Below are 16,797 nucleotides of genomic sequence, written 5' to 3' on the forward strand. Positions count from 1 at the left end.
TTAATTACGTAATGGTTTGCCTTTTACTAACATGTGTTGCATTCTTTGTTGTGTTTTCAGTTCACCTAGTAAGCTTAAGAATGCCTCACGCTCGATATCTAATAAGTACTGCTCATCTACTAGAGTTCCGTATGCAACTTTTCCACCAGCAATAACGTTTGCTAACTTTTTCGCAATGTTTAGATCATGGTCAGAAATATAACCGGAATAGTGCATGTTGTGCGCGCCTAGTAGCATCGTTGCGTATCCAGTTTCTCCAGTTACCGGGATTTTTTGACGAACTGGTGCTGTATAGCCAGCTTCAAAAAGGTTTAATGCTGATTGCTTTGCATCATGGATTAAGTGATCTCCATTGAAGCTCACACTATCTTTTTCATTTAAGAAATGTAGGTCACGAGCTTCGTGTGCAGAGGTAGATACTTTTGCCGTCGCAATCGTTTCAAACACTTTGTTCGCAACTTTTTGCAAGTCAAAATCTAGCCCTTTCGGCATGGAGTTTAAGTGCTTTAAGTAAAGCTCTTTATTTCCTCCGCCACCAGGGATTAAACCTACTCCCACTTCTACTAATCCCATGTATGTTTCACTAGAAGCTTGAATTTTGGCTGCTGGTAAGCTTACTTCCGTTCCTCCACCAAGTGTCATACCGAACGGAGCTGCTACAACTGGCTTGTTGCTATATTTAATTTTCATCATCGCTTGTTGGAACATGCGAACGACCATATCTAGCTCATAGAAGTTGTCGTCTTGTGCTTCCATTAAAATCATCGCAAGGTTTGCACCTACACAGAAGTTTTTCCCTTGGTTACCGATCACAAGCCCTTTGTAGTTTTTATCTACTTCTTCCACTGCGTAATTGATCATTTGAAGGATATCTAGACCAATAGCGTTGTTCGGTGATCTGAATTCTAATAACGCAACGTCATCACCGATATCGATTAAGTTTGCACCACTATTTTTCTTAATAACACCTTTTGTTTCAGAAATAGTTTTAAGATGAATAACTTTTTTGTTTACTTCTTTCGCTTTGTACTCACCGTTATGATAGAAGGAAGTAACCCCGTTATCTTTTTGATAGAAAGAACGGTAGCCTTTTTCTAACATTTCATCAATCCAAGCTGGAACAGTAATGCCATCTTGTTTCATTTTTAATACAGAATCTTCTATGCCAATTGCATCCCACGTTTCAAATGGGCCGTACTCCCAACCGAAGCCCCATTTCATTGCTTCGTCAATTGCTACGATATCGTCTGCAATTTCACCTAGTAGCTCTGCAGAATAGCTTAATGCAGGAGCTAAAATATTCCATAGTAAGTTACCTGCGCGGTCATCTGCGTATACAAGCGCTTTCAATTTATTGCCGTAACCTTTAGCTTGCTTACTCATTTCTACTGCTGCAGTTTTTAATTTTTTACGTGGACCGTACTCTAACGTTTCAGGGTCCAGTTCTAAAATTTCTTTTCCTTGTTTTAAGTAGAAACCTTGCCCACTCTTACTTCCTAACCAACCATTTTGTTGCATAGTTTGCATAAAGCTTGGGATGTTGAAAACTTCTTTTTCTGCACCCTCCACTTTGTCATACACGTTTTTTGCAACGTGAATAAATGTATCTAATCCGACAACGTCTAACGTACGGAATGTTGCACTTTTCGGACGACCAATTAATGGACCTGTCACGGAATCAACTTCTCCGACACTATATCCGCCTTCTAACATTTCTTTCACTGTTACTAATAATCCGTAAGTACCGATACGGTTAGCGATAAAGTTTGGCGTATCTTTCGCGAGTACAATTCCTTTACCAAGAACGTTTTCACCGAACTCTTTAATGAAAGAAACGACAGCTGGATCTGTATTTTTCGTAGGAATTACTTCTAATAATTTTAAGTATCTTGGTGGGTTGAAGAAGTGAGTTCCTAAGAAGTTCTTTTGAAAATCTTCCGAACGACCTTCTGACATCGCTTCTACAGAAATACCAGAAGTGTTGGAGCTTACGATACTTCCTGGCTTTCTATGTTGATCTACTTTTTCAAATAATGACTTTTTGACCTCTAAGTTTTCAACGATAACTTCGATAATCCAATCGCAGTCTTTTAACTTTTCTATATCATCTTCTAAATTTCCAGCTTCGATTAATTGTAAATTACTCTTTGTTGTTAATGGTGCTGGCTTTTGCTTTAAAAGCTTTTGTAAGGAAGATTGTACAATACGGTTGCGAACTACTTTATCCGATAGTGTTAAACCTTTTTTCTCTTCATCATCTGTCAATTTGTTCGGAACAATGTCTAACAGAAGTGTCGGTATACCAACATTTGCAAGATGTGCCGCAATACCTGATCCCATAACTCCTGAACCGATAACAGCAGCCTTTTTAATACTTTGTTTCATTCTTCCTCCCCCTATTTAATTCAAATATTAGAGCTTCTTATAAAGGAAACTAAATGATTTTAGTTGGAATTTACATACGGAATACATCATATACATTTATTACGCTTCCGCACTTCGTAAAATTCCAAAGTGAGTTTCTTTACTATAATTATTTTTGAATGAATACTCATTCATTTTTACCGTGAAAAAAATAACTCCTCAGTAAGAAGTCCTTTGAATATTACTATAAACGATATTTAAAATTTTCGCAATATATATACAAAGAGATTTCTTAAATATTTTTACGGTCATTATAACATACCTTCTTTTACATGTTTCATACTTAATTTGGGGATGATAGAGGTGCGGAGGTGAGTCATAAGTGAAGATGAAAAAACAACCATCTCAAAGAGCTAAAAGTGCTGCAAGTGTAAAAGGTAACGCTGGCCCAAACAACGAATACGACATGGGCGGCAAAAAAACGAGCGGCAACCAACAGTATAAAAAGAATAATATGGAACATTGATAGAAAAGCGGAGGCGGCTCGCCCTAATCCGTTAACTAAAAGTGAATCGAGGTGCTTTGGTACCTCGTTTTTTGTTTTAATCTGTGATAATCATCTTTTAATTTGCGGTAACTACTCTTTTATTTGCGATTGCTCTCTTTTATTTGCGATAACCATCCTCTTATTTGCGGTAGCTCTCTTTTATTTGCGATAACCACCCTCTTATTTGCGGTAGCTCTCTTTTATTTGATGATGTATAAAAGTATGTGTAAGACCTTTTGCTAGACAAATAAAAAAGGACAAAGTACTCTCTGAGTTATCACCACAATAACCTTTGAGAGGAGTACTTTATCCATGTCCCATTTTAACACAGATAAATTAGATTTAGCCACTATCTTAAAAATTTCCATGCAGGATCTCCTAAAGGAGAAAATAGAAACTATCTTGCGCGAGGAGATCAAGAGTGTACTAGAGAACGAACCTGTCGGAGAAGGAAATTCCCGTAATGGATACTATCCGAGGACTCTCGACACTATGTATGGCCGCGTTGAAGATCTGGCTGTTCCCCGCGATCGTAAAGGTGAGTTCACGACTAATATGTTTGAGCCTTATCAAAGGCGAATGGTTGCAGTAGATGAGCTCGTTGTTCAACTTTATCAACACGGGGTTGGAGTCCGTCAGGTAGGGAGTATCTTGAAAAACTTGCTTGGGGAACAATATTCCCCTGGCACCATATCGAATATCACATCTGCCGTGATGGAGGATGTGATTGAATGGCAGAACCGCCCTTTAAAGAAGCGCTATTGTGCTTTATTTCTTGATGCTTTGTTTGTAAAGATTCGTAGAGATACAGTAGCCCAAGAAGCTGTCTATATTGTTCTAGGAATTACTCCGGAAGGCCACAGGGAAATCCTTGGTTTTTATGTCGGAGGAATAGTATCTTCAAATGGTTGGAAGGAAATCCTCCAGGACCTGCGCAACAGAGGAGTACAGGAAGTACTGCTAGGCGTTTTTGACGGACTGACTGGTCTCGAAGAGGCATTTCGTTCCATCTTTCCAAAAGCTGATGTTCAACGTTGTGTAATACACAAGGTCCGTTCCACTATGAATAAAGCACGTAAGAAGGATCAAGCTGAGCTAAGTACTGATTTAAAAAAAGTCTATACATCAAGCACATACGTAGAAGCTGAAAAAGCGTTCGGAGAGCTCAGGGAGAAATGGAAAAAGCGCTACAGTCGAGAAATAGCTTCCTGGGAAGAAGACCTTCCAGTACTCTTAACCTTTTTACGCTACCCTGAGGAAATCCAAAAGTACATCTACACTACAAATCTTATTGAGCGTACCATTAAGGAAATCCGCAAGAGGTTAAAAACCATGAATAGCCTGCCGAACATTGAAGCAGCTGAAAAGATTACGTACCTGACCTCTATCGACTATAACGAGCGCTGGTCAAGAAGAAAACTAAGTGGATTCGGCCTAGCTCATGATCAAATTTTAAAAATGTTTGAGGAGCAGTATCCCAAAGCCTAAAAGTGGAGGATTCAGGCAGCCGAGGCTGCCTGAATCCTCCACTAACAAAACCATATAACTCATTGAGTACAAATACTTACACATAATTATTGACAGTACCTTTTATTTGCGATAACCAACTTTTTATTTGCGGTAACTCTCTTTTATTTGCGATAACCACCCTTTTATTTGCAATAGCTCTCTTCTATTTGCGATAACCAACTTCTTATTTGCGGTAGCTCTCTTTTATTTGCGATAACCACCCTCTTATTTGCGATAGCTCTCTTTTATTTGCGGTAACCATCCTCTTATTTGCGATACCATCCTCTTATTTGCAATCGGAGTTTACAGCACCTGGTCTTCATTTACAACAAAATAAAAAAGCAACCCAACAAGGTTGCTTTTTTATTACTACTTGCCAAACGTTCCTTTTAATACGAATGCTACGTTCGCTGGTCTTTCTGCAAGGCGGCGCATGAAGTAACCGTACCAGTCTGTTCCATAAGGTACGTATACGCGCATTTTGTAGCCTTCTTTTACTAATTCCAGTTGGCGTTCTTCACGAATACCGTAGAGCATTTGGAATTCAAATTGATCTCTTGGGATATTATGTTCTTCTACTAATTGCTTTGTATATTCAATCATTGCATCATCATGAGAGGCAACTGCTGTATAGTTTCCATTTAATAGATGCATTTTAATAATTTTCTTTAAGTTTTCGTCCACATCTTTCTTATCTGGATACGCAACTTCTGGTGATTCTTTGTATGCACCTTTTACGAGACGTAAATTAGGACTGTACTGATTTAAATCTTCAATATCTGATACTGTTCTATATAAATATGATTGAATAACAGTACCTACGTTATCATATTCTGAACGAAGCTTCTTAAATATTTCTAACGTTTTACCACAGCGCTCATAATCTTCCATGTCTATTGTAACGAATACATCATTTTCTTTTGCCACGTCTAATATTCGTCTCATATTATTCAATACTAGTTCATCAGAAATATCTAGGCCCATTGAAGTCATCTTAAGGGATAATTGAGAATCAAGCGCTTGGCTTCCAATGGCACGAATTGCTTCTATTGAATTATCCGCCATCTCATTCGCTTCTGCTTCCGTATCAATAAATTCTCCTAAATAATCAATTGTGACAGATAAACCTTTTTTATTGAGATCTTTAATAACACTTACTGCCTGTTGAATCGTTTCTCCAGCAACAAATCGGCCTGCGCCAAAGCGAAGTCCGTATTTTCTTGCTAGCTTCGTAAGTGTTTTACTTTTTGATAAATATAGGAAGAAATTTCTCATTAATTGTTCCATATTCCTTCAACCTCCTGGATACCTCATGATGTCTCTTGTAATCTAGTAAATAACGAAATCGGTTACATTCAAAATATTTCAAAATACAAAATCATTCTATCATTTTTTTTTTCATTTGAATACATAATTTTGTCGGTTCCATGTATATTTTGTCTAATGTTTAGTTGAGGAGCGTTTACACTTAATAACTGTATATTACAGATTGGCATTGGAGATGATACAAATGATTTTATTATAGGAGGTTAACTATTCATGCAACAACAACAAAACATGGGCGGGCAGCAACAACCAATTTACCCTCAACCACCAAATATCGTCACTACTAAAGACTCTTTATACTTAGCAGATATGATGTCTTGGAACTTACTTGCTATGAAAAAAGCACATCATTTTGCGCAACAATGTCAAGATCAAGAGGTAAAACAACTAATCGAAAAGGCTGGGCAAATGCATCAACGTCACTATGAAAAAATACTTAGTCAAACTCAAAGTACACAACAACAGCAGCCATTACAATAAGGAGGGATAATATGAACCAGCAAAAAGTACAAAACCCTGAAACGCAAGTACCTAAAACACCACAAATGAATGACCGTGATTTTATTAACGACATTTTAGCAACTGAAAAATATATGACAAGTGCTTATTCTACTGCATTAAATGAAGCAAGTAATCAACAGTTATACACGGATTTACTTGCTATTAGTAACGAAACACAAAATTGTCAAAGAGAGCTATATAATCTTATGTTTCAAAAAGGATGGTACAGTTTAGAACCAGCTGACCCGCAAAAATTACAACAAACACATCAGCAGTTCCAAGGGTATTCTAACCAATTCCCATACGGCAACATGATGCAGTAGTAATTTTTGTAACTTTCCTCGGGTGTAAAGCATTCGGGGGATTTTCCAATAAAAATATATTCAAAAAAGCGGCCGATTTATATATCGACCACTTTTTTTATTTCCCTGAGGAAGCGCGATGCTGTTCATTTAATGTTTTAATTTCAGAAATAAGTTCCTTCATTCCATCTTTCGCATCGGGATATTGCTCATTCCAATGTTTCACTAACGGGGGCATTGATTTTGCAATATATGAATATACAACCCACGCCTCTACCTTCTCTTTTAATTCAGGAGAACTTTCTCCTAGTAAAAGCTCTGTATATTTTTCTAGTAACCCATCTAATTGGTCTTTTAGTTTTGCATCCATTCGGATTCCTCCTTTTTAAGAGTTTCGACATGCAAGAGGACAAGTTTTGCATCTAGATTTTTCCTCGTTTGTTTCATAATAGAAGCAACAAGTCTTTCGAGATCGTATTGCTTTCTCTGCAACGGTACCTTTTACACTATAAAAATATTTCACTGGATTTTTATTTAATCCAAACCATTGAGATGGCGCATATTGCAAAGCTTCAAAGTCACCAGCTATGTCCTCTTTCCCAATCGAAGGTAGCAACGTTTCATAAAGCCAATAAATATAAATCATCACATTTTCCCATAGTGTAAACCGTGATACATTTGCCACTTTGGATAACCGTTCAATAATAGGAGTATAAATGTCAAAAAACAGTATTTTAAACAGCTGGTCTCTTGCTTCCTCTCGAGCTCCTACTTCCTCTACAATCTCTTTCATATGTAGTGGCTCAAATCTTATTTTAGGTAACCATAGTTCCTTCTCTATATAATCATCTATATGAATCGTCTCTAGTTTAAGCTCCATTATTTTATTGTAAGCCGAGAAGGAAAGCAGAACGTTCACACTTAAAAATGCTAATCTTTTCATCAATAGGGAGGCAGTCACATAATCTTTATCAGACCCTATATATGGTTGAATTTGTTTCAAAAATTGTAAACTGCCCTCTTCCATTAAATCTTTTACACTAACCGAAGATTTACTCTTCTTAGTTGTAAGACGACATTTCTCTTCTAAAAATTGCAACTCCGCATTTGTTAAATTCATGTGCTAACTTGCGGAACGATGCAACGCCCTCTCCCATGTGGAATACATAACGGTGTTCCAAACAAAGGATCCGTTGTCACTTGGCAATTCATATCGAAAACGTTTCTTACTAAGTCACAACTTATAACGTCTTCAGGTTTACCTTGTGCGTATATTTTTTTATCCCGAATTGCTACAATATGATGAGCATAGCGACAAGCTAAATTGAGATCATGAAGAACCATGACAATTGTTCTTTGTTCTTTTTCATTTAGTTCAAATAGTAAATCTAAAATTTCTATTTGATGTGTTAAGTCTAAATAAGTTGTCGGTTCATCTAATAAAATAATGTCTGTTTCTTGCGCTAATGTCATTGCAATCCAAGCACGTTGGCGCTGTCCTCCTGATAAGGAATCTACTGGTCGTTCAGCAAACTGTTCCATTCCCGTGGCACGTAATGCATCCCACACAATTTGCTCGTCTTGCTCTGACCACTGCTTTAGCCACGTTTGGTAAGGGTATCTCCCCTGCTTGACGAGTTGTAAAACAGAAAGGCCTTCCGGAGCAACAGGACCTTGTGGAAGAATTGCAAGTTGGCGAGCAATTTCTTTTGTTGATTGTTTCGATATTGCTTCACCTTCTAACAGTACACTTCCATCTTTCGGCTTTAATAAACGGGCTAAAGAACGTAATAACGTAGACTTTCCACAGCCGTTTCCACCGATAAAGACCGTTATTTCCCCTTTCGGTATTTGCAAGTCCAACTCTTCAATAATAATACTTTCGCCGTATGCTAATGTTAAAGATTTGGTTTCCATTGCATCCATTTCATTTTCCACCTCTCGTTAAGCATTTCTCGTTTTATATAGTAAGTAAATAAAATATGGCGCCCCGATAGATGCGGTAAACACACCAGCAGGAATCTCTAATGGGGAAAACAACGTTCTGCCAATTAAGTCAGCTAACATAACAAGAAACGCACCTATTAATGCTGATGTTGGTAATAGTACACCAAAGGATGAGCCTACTAACCGACGGGCAATGTGCGGAGCCATTAGTCCAACGAAGCCAATTCCGCCACCGAACGCTACAGCTCCTCCAGTTAATGCTGTACTTAAGAAAAGTAAGCCAACTCGCTGTTTTTGAACCGAGCTACCTACACTTGTTGCTAGTTCGTCTCCGAGTTCTTGTATATTAATATGACGTACTAACATTAAACTTATGATGAAAAGTATAATCGTCCACGGAATCATTAATTTTACTTGATCCCAATTCGTCCCGTACACTGTTCCGGTAATCCAAATATTTGCCTGACTCGCTCGATAAATTGGACCTAAAATCATTAACATTGTTGTAACAGCTTGCATGAGAGCAGAAATACCAATTCCAATTAAGACTAATCGAATAGGTGACAACCCATTTTTCCAAGCTAAAATATAAACTAGAATCGCAACAACCGTTGCACCGATAAACGCGCTCAACGGTAGCCACTGAATGCTCACGATTAAAGAATTGTTGCTATCACTAAATAATGCTAGGAACAATACAACTGCAGCAGAGGCACCGCCTGTTAATCCAATGATATCCGGAGAAGCTAGTGGGTTACGAATAATTCCTTGTAGAATGGCTCCTGCCACTGCCAAGGATATCCCTACTAAAAGAGCCATAATGATTCTAGGTAAACGAAACGATTGTACAACGAGCGTTTCCATCGATTCACCATACCCAAAAATAATCTTTACAACGTTCCACGGAGCTATTTTCATTTCTCCTGTACCAGTACTAATAATAAATAATCCTACTACTGCTAATAATAGAGAAAAGATTACCCAAATAGACTTATTATCTACAAAGTAAGAAAAGAGATTTCGATACCGAAATGTCCGATATTTTCTCATTTGGCTCCGAACCCCCTTCTAGCAATGTAAATAAAAAACGGAGTTCCGACGATAGCTGTCATGACACCAACCGGTATTTCTTGAGGCATTAGTACATATCGTGCTGCGATATCTGCACTTAGTAGTAGAATTCCTCCAAGTACCGTACAGTATGGCACTAGCCAGCGGTGATCTGTTCCAACAAAGAAACGGGCAACATGTGGAATAACAATACCTATGAAGCCAATCGGTCCTGCGATTGCTACAGCTCCACCAGATAAAAAAATAATAATAATTGCAGCATATATTTTTAGCATCCCAGTTTTAACACCTAATCCTGTTGCAACATCTTCTCCCATTGCGAACAAGTTCATCTTTTTCCCAATGAAGAAGGACCAAATAAAAGCAATCGTAATGTAAGGAAGAACTGCTTCCACTGTTTCTAGCTTTCTACCTTGAATGCTTCCAGCTAGCAAAAAAAGAACTTGTTCCAGTGCCGTTTCATTTACAACTAATAAACCTTGTGTTAAAGAAGAAAACATTGCTGCAATCGCTGCTCCTGCTAGAGTTAGTTTCATCGGTGTTAGTCCTTCTCTACCTACTGAGCCGATAAAATATACCGCTAGCGCTGCAACAGCTGCTCCTGCAAAAGCAATCCAAGTGTACGCTTGTAAGGAATGAACAGAGAAAAAGGTAACTCCTAATACGACGAAAAAACCTGCACCTGCATTTATACCGAAAATGCTAGGAGATGCTAACGGATTTTTAGTCAACGCTTGCATCCATAATCCTGCAATCGCTAAACATGCACCAACGATTACAGCAATAATAGCTCTCGGTAACCGAACAGTTTGAATAATAATATGTTCATTACTACCATCAAATCGGAAAAAAGAGTCCAACACCATTGGTATATTCGTTTTCGTATATCCTAAAACAATACTTGCAACAAAAAAGATACAAAGTAGTATGATTCCTAAAATTAATCCAAGTATTTTATGAGAATTTTTTCTTAACAACATACAAAAACCTACAATCTATATATTCTACTTTCAGTTTAGGGAATACATAGAGCTCTGTCAACGACTTTGAAAATCATTCTCAAAGAAGTTATTGACAATTACGCTATAGCAAAGTAATATTCTAATTGAAAATGATTATCAACCAAAAATTTGGAGGTACATACGATGAAAAAGTCATTTCTTTTATTTTCTATGTTTATATTTGCATTGGTATTAGCTGCATGTGGTGGCGGAACAAATAATAATGAGGCATCTAATGATGATACGGGTGCAAATGATGAAGCGTATACGGTAGAACATGCGATGGAAACAACTACTATTCCTAGCACACCAGAAAGAGTTGTTATTTTAACAAATGAAGGTACAGAAGCATTACTTGCGTTAGGAGTGAAACCAGTAGGAGCTGTTCAATCGTGGCTGGGGGATCCTTGGTATGATCATATTGCTGCAGAAATGGAAGATGTTCAAGTAGTTGGAACAGAAAGTGCTGTTAACCTGGAAGCAATTGCTGCTTTACAGCCAGACTTAATTATCGGAAACAAATTACGTCAAGAAGAAGTGTACGAGCAATTAAAAAGTATCGCACCAACTGTTTTTGCAGAAACAATTAAAGGTGACTGGAAAGAAAACTTCCAACTTTACGCGAAAGCATTAAACAGAGAAGAAGTTGGCAATGATGTGTTAACCTCTTTCGATGACCGAGTAGAACAAATTAGTACAGATTTAGGTGATCAGTTACAACAAGAAGTTTCAATCGTCCGCTTTTTAGCTGGGGATGTACGTATTTATCATAAAGACTCTTTTTCAGGGATTATTTTAGAACAGCTTGGGTTTGCTCGTCCAGCAGAGCAAGATGTAGATGATTTTGCAGAAATGAACGTAACGAAAGAACGTATCCACGCTATGGAAGGTGACATACTTTTTTACTTCACATACGAAACAGGTGAAGGTGATGCAACGGGCGTTCAAAACGAATGGTTAGAAGACCCATTATTCCAAAACTTAGAAGTAGTAAAAAACGGCCGTGTACATGAAGTAAGTGATGCCATTTGGAATACTGCTGGTGGCGTAATAGCCGCAAACAAAATGCTAGACGATATCGAAGAAGTTTTCTTAAACGAATAAACATTACTACCCGCCAGTTGTAACTGGTGGGTTTTTCATTGTTTTTTTAGATAGTCCCGGAAGAAAACAATTGCATTATGAAATACGACTTCTGTTCTGAACTTCTATAAGATTTTTTCCTTTCACAGTTTGGAACCGTGAGTGGATCGTAGCGGAGGGAACTTGACTCCTGCGGGATGAAGAGGGAAGGTCGAGACCCCACAGGCGCAGCCGAGGAGGCTCGACTCCACGAAAAGCGGAAGCGCATCGATCTGGCCCGTACAAACTGGAGCAGTCCGGTAGGAGATAAAGGAAACACAACGAAACGTTAGTTGAGTTGATGTTGACTTATCGTACGGACGGACTGGGAAGTTTGATAGGGCCAATGCGCTGGAGCTAGACATCTCCCCGCGGAAAGCAAGTTCCCGTAGCGAAGAGGAACGAACTAATAATTAATAACTGTCTATTTTTCAAGGTGAACAACTAAACTATCTGTCTATTTTTGTTAGGAATAATGTTTAACTTTTGACGTAAATATTAGCTTACAGGATTGGATTTTTTCGAGTCCAACGTTCTATTATTAATCACCACTAATTAAAGTTCCCTTTAATGTTAGAATATTCTATAATAATTAAAAAGGTTATTAGAAAGGGTTGTTCCGATGATACAATCACCAATTAGAGTTCATCACAACTATAAAAAAAGGAAGAAGAAAAAAGTATTTTTTATCATTCCTATTATAGCAATCATTTACTTTGCTCTGTTTCATTTCGTTTCCATTCACTCTACCGATAACAAACCGTTTTTTACAAATGATCGACCGTTAGTCATTGCTCATCAAGGTGGGGAACATTTAGCACCTTCCAACACAATTGAAGCCTTTGCGAATGCAGTACAATTAGGAGTGGACGTATTAGAAACAGATATACATATTACGAAAGATGGCCATTTAGTTGCGATACACGATTCTACCGTTGACCGAACGACAGATGGGCTTGGTTTTGTGGAAGACTTTACGTTAGAGGAGCTTCAACAATTAGATGCTGGATTTTATTTTCAAGATTTGTCTGGGGAATATAGCTTTCGAGACCAAGGAGTATACATTCCTACTCTAGATGAGCTGTTTGGACTTTTTCCAGATATAAGATGGGAAATAGAAATTAAAGATGATAACCCTCCCGAGCGGATTAATGAAATTATTACAAAATTGTGGGAGCTTATTCAAAAATATGGATTACAAGATCGGGTGTTAGTTGCATCATTCGATCATAACATCATTAAAGCTTTCCAAAAAGAAACGGACGGCGAAGTAGCTGTCGCAGGTGGTAGAAGTGAAATTAAGCGTTTCGTCATTTTGCATAAACTATTCGCTAGAAATTTATTTTTCTCCTCTGTAGATGCTTTTCAAATCCCAACTGAAAATAGTGGCCTAGATTTAACGAAAGAACGACTCATAAAGGATGCAGGCCATGTAGGGGTGGAGCTTCACTATTGGACGATTAATGATAAGCAAGAAATGAGGATGCTTCTAGAACGAGGAGCAAGTGGAATTATTACGGACCGACCTGATTTATTGTTAGAAGTATTAGAAGAAATGGGATATTAAATGCAAACAAAAGAGGAAGCATATTGCTCCCTCTTTTTCTATTATTTTATAACAGATTGAGTAAGTTGTTCTCCTTGCTCATTTTCAACTGTTACTGTTAATGTATAGCGTTGGCCAACATGATTCGCTGGAACTTGTAAAGAAGTGCTATATACAACGAGCGATTGCTCGGCCACCACTACTTCTTCTTGGGTCGAATGTTTCACTCTTCCATGCTTATCAACTAACTGAACGGCTACGTTTACTGTTTGCTCGACACGTACATTATTTTCAAGATTTACTTGCACATCTACATCTGTTTTTCTCTGTAATGCCACTACCTCTTCTCCGTTATTATTAACGAAATGAACGGAAGCTTCTACAGGAACAACTGGCTGAACTAGTACAATGTCCTCTGCGTGACGAGGCTTCAATTGAGGTGTGCCTCTAAATTGACTGGAAACACCAGTAACGGTAACAATATCACCTTCATTAAAGGCGAAATCATCATAGTGAAGCCCTGTACGATTATCAACACGAACTAAAATAGACTCCCCATCTTTCGTTGCAGTAAATTCTGTTGTACCGAAATTATCTGCTTTTTTAATATTGGAGATTGTAACTTCTTCGATTTTTACTAACTGGCCTTCATTGTCCGCATTAATCGTTGCTGGTGAAATTACGATTGCTTCTGGAATGTCATTTCCTTCACTCATAATTTGTAGATTAGTAGGATTGGAAACTTGTAATTCGCCATTAAAGTTTCCTAACGTACCAGTAAGCGTCACTTCGTCGCCAGCCTTCACATCAATGTCAAACTGGTAAACGTAAATTCCAGCTGTTTCATCTTGAATGTAAAAGCCCTTTGCTCCCCAAGCACCAGCATTTGTTGTAGCAATCCCTTTTACAGTAACTGTTGTTCCTTGTGCTAGTTCGCGAGCTTCTTGAATGGTTAGCTCTTCTTCTTCCTCTTGAACGAATTCATATGCGTTAGCACTTCTCAGACCAGGTACTGAAAAATACGGATTTAGTGTTCCTGTAATTCTCACTAGCTGTCCTAAATTATTTGGATTGTCGACTAAATTCAGTACAGTACGAATATTAGTATTCGGAAGCTGTACTGGAATAGCTTTACTCATATCCGTTTCGTTTGGATTGTCAGCAAGTAAAATGTTCGTTGCAATAGTAAATGGAGCAGTTAAATCTCCGTTACCTACAGAACCAGTTGTGCCTGTTGTTCCAATAATATACCCTTGCACTGTCTTCGTTCCACTGTTATTTGCAATTGCTTCTGCAACTGTAATAACTCCGTCTGGAAGTCCAGGTGTTGGTGGTGTTGTTTCACCAGAAATCGTAATACGAGATCCTTCTACATAATCGATTGGCCCGTCATGATTTCTAACATAATCAATAACAGATTCCCAAACTGGTCCACCATTTTCAATGATTACTTCGTTACCTACATTATAAAAAGCACGTCCGTGCATATAATCGTTATACGCAACTGTATATTCTCTCGTCGTATCAAGCGGCTGACCTTCTTCATCTGTCATAATAACATCAACAAATTTTCCATTTTCTTTTACTAGCTCATAATGGAAACCTGATACTTGAACGTCTACTCCGTTATGATACGTAGATTGTTCTAGTATTATTTCTTTTAGTCGATCAACCGTTGTTTTTGCAACAACGATTACATTTCCAAACTGATCAAGAAATTCAATTTGGCGGTCTGTAATTGGACCAGCTGGAATTGTTCCTATTACGGATGAGCTGTTTAACATCCCAAGCTCTGCATCTGTTGCCGCTCTTACAGCATCTGTATATAAATTACCTAATCCAGAGTCACCTAAAGAATTGTTAGCAGATGATAATCCTCTTTCTGTACTACCAATTACTTCTCCATCAATCGGAGCTTCATTCGAAACGCGGATAAAAATACGTTCGTTATTCGTGTAGTTAATTTTTTGTCCTTCTTCAGTTAAATGTTCTGCATAGTTAATCATCGCTTCTGTCATAAAACCTGATTTTGCTTCTAACACATTTCCGACAAAATTATAACCTGAGCCACCTGTACCAATATAGTCGCCAACTGCCACAATATATGTCTCATCATCTTCAATCGGCTGACCGTTTAATAGTAACTCTGCTGTTATATATCTACCAGTATTATTCGTTACGATTGTGTACGATAAACCTGAAGACTGTAGATCAATTCGATTGCGGTCTTGACGAGTATACGAATATTCGATTACATCTTTAATCGCAGCACCTGTCATTTCAATTTTCATAATTTCGTTCGCGAAAGGCTCGATTGTGTAAATATCTTCGACCGTAATATCACCAGCAGCGATATTCGCACGGATTCCACCGCCATTTGTAAAAGCAATGTCAGAACTAGTAAAGTGTCGCATCGCGTCAGTCCAGAAATTTCCTAATGAAGTATCGCCGTTACCACTTCTATTCAAGCCTGTTTCTGTAGAACCGATTACTCTACCTAATAGCCCATCCATTTCCGAATTGTAAGCATCTACTTTTGCTTGGATTGCTTCGTCTACTTCTGTTAATTCAGAAACTCTTTGTAAATGACCATTAACTTCAACAACACTCTTCGTTTCTGGATCAATAGAAAGTGTTAAATTACCAACATTCTCTGCGTTACCACCTGTTTGTACGATTGGTGTCCCATTTACTACTCTCGGACTAGATAATACTGTATGAGAGTGGCCACCGATAATAACGTCTAAAAAGTCTACTTGTTCTGCTAGTTTAATATCTTCTGAGTAGCCATGATGTGTTAAACCGATTAAAACGTCTACTTCATCTTTTAAAAATTCATATCGTTTAATTGTTTCAATTGGATCATTAAAGCTAATTCCTACAACGTTAGCAGGAGCTGTCGATGGAGGTGTTTCTGTTACTGCTAATACTCCTACCGTAATTCCATTTACATCAAAAATGTTATACGGTTCTGGTTGGGGAAAGTCTTCTACCGGTGTATCATTAACTACTGTATTGGCACTTAACCAATGAAAATTAGATTGTGCTATTCTATTAACCGTCTCTTCTTGACCGTAATCAAAATCATGATTCCCGATTGCCATTGCTTGAAGACCCATATCATTCAATAAGTCTACGATTGGAACTCCATATTGTAAGTCTACTACTGGATTTCCGCTAAAAATGTCACCAGCATCTAAGTAAAGAGAATGAGTTGCATTTTCTCTTTCACTGTTTATGTAAGCGGCAATTTTACCAAAATCATTAATCTTTGCATGTAAATCATTCGTATGAAGTACTTTTAATTGCACCGTTTCCTCATTATTTACTTCCTCAGCAGATGCTAAGTTCACACCGATGGAACTGAGTAAGGAAGAGAAAAGCATTAAGAATACGAGAGTAATAGTTAGCAGCTTTCTACTTCTTTTCATGACAAAATTCATTTTGTACCTCCATTATTTTATATTTCGACATACATTCACATTTTATTGAAATTGTGTTGACTTTTCATTATATTCTCGTTAAATATTTGTAAAAATATGAAAGATGAATCGAAGTGAC

14 protein-coding genes are annotated in these 16,797 nt (G+C 37.8%); 6 read left to right on the forward strand and 8 right to left on the reverse strand.

Going from position 1 to position 16,797, the window contains the following annotated elements; all coding sequences use genetic code 11:
- A complete protein-coding gene (locus O1A01_RS21255; RefSeq protein ID WP_270064915.1) occupies positions 1–2,385 on the reverse strand; it encodes a 3-hydroxyacyl-CoA dehydrogenase/enoyl-CoA hydratase family protein in 2,385 nt (794 codons plus the stop codon).
- Between the two features lie 367 nt (positions 2,386–2,752).
- Between O1A01_RS21255 and O1A01_RS21260 the strand changes: the two genes are divergently transcribed.
- Together O1A01_RS21260 and O1A01_RS21265 are read left to right on the forward strand one after the other, a co-directional pair.
- Positions 2,753–2,890 (forward strand): YuzL family protein, encoded by a 138-nt coding sequence (locus tag O1A01_RS21260; RefSeq protein WP_084380700.1) that lies wholly within the window; start codon positions 2,753–2,755, stop codon positions 2,888–2,890.
- 333 nt (positions 2,891–3,223) lie between these two features.
- On the forward strand, positions 3,224–4,399 hold the full coding sequence (locus O1A01_RS21265) for an IS256 family transposase (protein ID WP_270064916.1): 1,176 nt from the start codon (positions 3,224–3,226) through the stop codon (positions 4,397–4,399).
- Between the two features lie 390 nt (positions 4,400–4,789).
- Here the strand turns inward: O1A01_RS21265 and O1A01_RS21270 are convergent, their stop codons facing one another.
- Positions 4,790–5,707: a proline dehydrogenase gene (locus O1A01_RS21270; RefSeq protein WP_270064917.1), complete on the reverse strand. Its 918-nt coding sequence runs from the start codon at positions 5,705–5,707 to the stop codon at positions 4,790–4,792.
- Between the two features lie 252 nt (positions 5,708–5,959).
- Here O1A01_RS21270 and O1A01_RS21275 point away from each other — a divergent pair, with 252 nt between their 5' ends.
- Together O1A01_RS21275 and O1A01_RS21280 are read left to right on the forward strand one after the other, a co-directional pair.
- On the forward strand, positions 5,960–6,226 hold the full coding sequence (locus O1A01_RS21275; protein WP_066420633.1) for a hypothetical protein: 267 nt from the start codon (positions 5,960–5,962) through the stop codon (positions 6,224–6,226).
- A gap of 11 nt (positions 6,227–6,237) precedes the next feature.
- Positions 6,238–6,570 carry a spore coat protein gene (locus tag O1A01_RS21280; RefSeq protein ID WP_066420631.1) on the forward strand — a complete coding sequence of 111 codons (333 nt, stop codon included), beginning with the start codon at positions 6,238–6,240 and terminating at the stop codon, positions 6,568–6,570.
- A 97-nt stretch (positions 6,571–6,667) separates the two neighbouring features.
- Here the strand turns inward: O1A01_RS21280 and O1A01_RS21285 are convergent, their stop codons facing one another.
- From O1A01_RS21285 to O1A01_RS21305, 5 genes are read right to left on the reverse strand one after another with little or no spacing between them, the layout of a single operon-like run.
- Positions 6,668–6,919 carry a YusU family protein gene (locus O1A01_RS21285; RefSeq protein WP_066420630.1) on the reverse strand — a complete coding sequence of 84 codons (252 nt, stop codon included), beginning with the start codon at positions 6,917–6,919 and terminating at the stop codon, positions 6,668–6,670.
- A 15-nt stretch (positions 6,920–6,934) separates the two neighbouring features.
- Positions 6,935–7,669: an IucA/IucC family C-terminal-domain containing protein gene (locus tag O1A01_RS21290; RefSeq protein WP_066420628.1), complete on the reverse strand. Its 735-nt coding sequence runs from the start codon at positions 7,667–7,669 to the stop codon at positions 6,935–6,937.
- A complete protein-coding gene (locus O1A01_RS21295) occupies positions 7,666–8,475 on the reverse strand; it encodes an ABC transporter ATP-binding protein (protein ID WP_066420626.1) in 810 nt (269 codons plus the stop codon). The genes O1A01_RS21290 and O1A01_RS21295 overlap by 4 nt, the downstream gene beginning before the upstream one ends.
- A gap of 18 nt (positions 8,476–8,493) precedes the next feature.
- Complete coding sequence (locus O1A01_RS21300) at positions 8,494–9,546, reverse strand: FecCD family ABC transporter permease (protein WP_066420624.1); 1,053 nt, start codon at positions 9,544–9,546, stop codon at positions 8,494–8,496.
- Entirely contained in the window at positions 9,543–10,547 is a 1,005-nt protein-coding gene (locus tag O1A01_RS21305) for a FecCD family ABC transporter permease (RefSeq protein WP_270064918.1), read from the reverse strand. Before O1A01_RS21305 ends, O1A01_RS21300 begins: the two co-directional genes overlap by 4 nt.
- A gap of 165 nt (positions 10,548–10,712) precedes the next feature.
- Between O1A01_RS21305 and O1A01_RS21310 the strand changes: the two genes are divergently transcribed.
- Positions 10,713–11,672, forward strand: coding sequence for an ABC transporter substrate-binding protein (locus tag O1A01_RS21310; RefSeq protein WP_066420622.1), 960 nt, complete (start codon positions 10,713–10,715; stop codon positions 11,670–11,672).
- 640 nt (positions 11,673–12,312) lie between these two features.
- Complete coding sequence (locus tag O1A01_RS21315; protein ID WP_084380775.1) at positions 12,313–13,257, forward strand: glycerophosphodiester phosphodiesterase family protein; 945 nt, start codon at positions 12,313–12,315, stop codon at positions 13,255–13,257.
- Between the two features lie 41 nt (positions 13,258–13,298).
- Here the strand turns inward: O1A01_RS21315 and O1A01_RS21320 are convergent, their stop codons facing one another.
- A complete protein-coding gene (locus O1A01_RS21320; RefSeq protein ID WP_270064919.1) occupies positions 13,299–16,679 on the reverse strand; it encodes a 5'-nucleotidase C-terminal domain-containing protein in 3,381 nt (1,126 codons plus the stop codon).
- Positions 16,680–16,797: the final 118 nt, after the last annotated feature.

Source organism: Sutcliffiella sp. NC1 (genome assembly GCF_027594365.1).
In the GTDB taxonomy this organism is placed as follows: Bacteria; Bacillota; Bacilli; order Bacillales; family Bacillaceae_I; genus Sutcliffiella; species Sutcliffiella cohnii.

Excerpts from the sequence above, each read along its gene's own strand:
- O1A01_RS21255 (WP_270064915.1), bottom strand. The coding sequence starts at position 2,385 with ATGAAACAAAGTATTAAAAAGGCTGCTGTTATCGGTTCAGGAGTTATG.
- O1A01_RS21260 (WP_084380700.1), top strand. The coding sequence starts at position 2,753 with ATGAAAAAACAACCATCTCAAAGAGCTAAAAGTGCTGCAAGTGTAAAA.
- O1A01_RS21265 (WP_270064916.1), top strand. The coding sequence starts at position 3,224 with ATGTCCCATTTTAACACAGATAAATTAGATTTAGCCACTATCTTAAAA.
- O1A01_RS21270 (WP_270064917.1), bottom strand. The coding sequence starts at position 5,707 with ATGGAACAATTAATGAGAAATTTCTTCCTATATTTATCAAAAAGTAAA.
- O1A01_RS21275 (WP_066420633.1), top strand. The coding sequence starts at position 5,960 with ATGCAACAACAACAAAACATGGGCGGGCAGCAACAACCAATTTACCCT.
- O1A01_RS21280 (WP_066420631.1), top strand. The coding sequence starts at position 6,238 with ATGAACCAGCAAAAAGTACAAAACCCTGAAACGCAAGTACCTAAAACA.
- O1A01_RS21285 (WP_066420630.1), bottom strand. The coding sequence starts at position 6,919 with ATGGATGCAAAACTAAAAGACCAATTAGATGGGTTACTAGAAAAATAT.
- O1A01_RS21290 (WP_066420628.1), bottom strand. The coding sequence starts at position 7,669 with ATGAATTTAACAAATGCGGAGTTGCAATTTTTAGAAGAGAAATGTCGT.
- O1A01_RS21295 (WP_066420626.1), bottom strand. The coding sequence starts at position 8,475 with ATGGATGCAATGGAAACCAAATCTTTAACATTAGCATACGGCGAAAGT.
- O1A01_RS21300 (WP_066420624.1), bottom strand. The coding sequence starts at position 9,546 with ATGAGAAAATATCGGACATTTCGGTATCGAAATCTCTTTTCTTACTTT.
- O1A01_RS21305 (WP_270064918.1), bottom strand. The coding sequence starts at position 10,547 with ATGTTGTTAAGAAAAAATTCTCATAAAATACTTGGATTAATTTTAGGA.
- O1A01_RS21310 (WP_066420622.1), top strand. The coding sequence starts at position 10,713 with ATGAAAAAGTCATTTCTTTTATTTTCTATGTTTATATTTGCATTGGTA.
- O1A01_RS21315 (WP_084380775.1), top strand. The coding sequence starts at position 12,313 with ATGATACAATCACCAATTAGAGTTCATCACAACTATAAAAAAAGGAAG.
- O1A01_RS21320 (WP_270064919.1), bottom strand. The coding sequence starts at position 16,679 with ATGAATTTTGTCATGAAAAGAAGTAGAAAGCTGCTAACTATTACTCTC.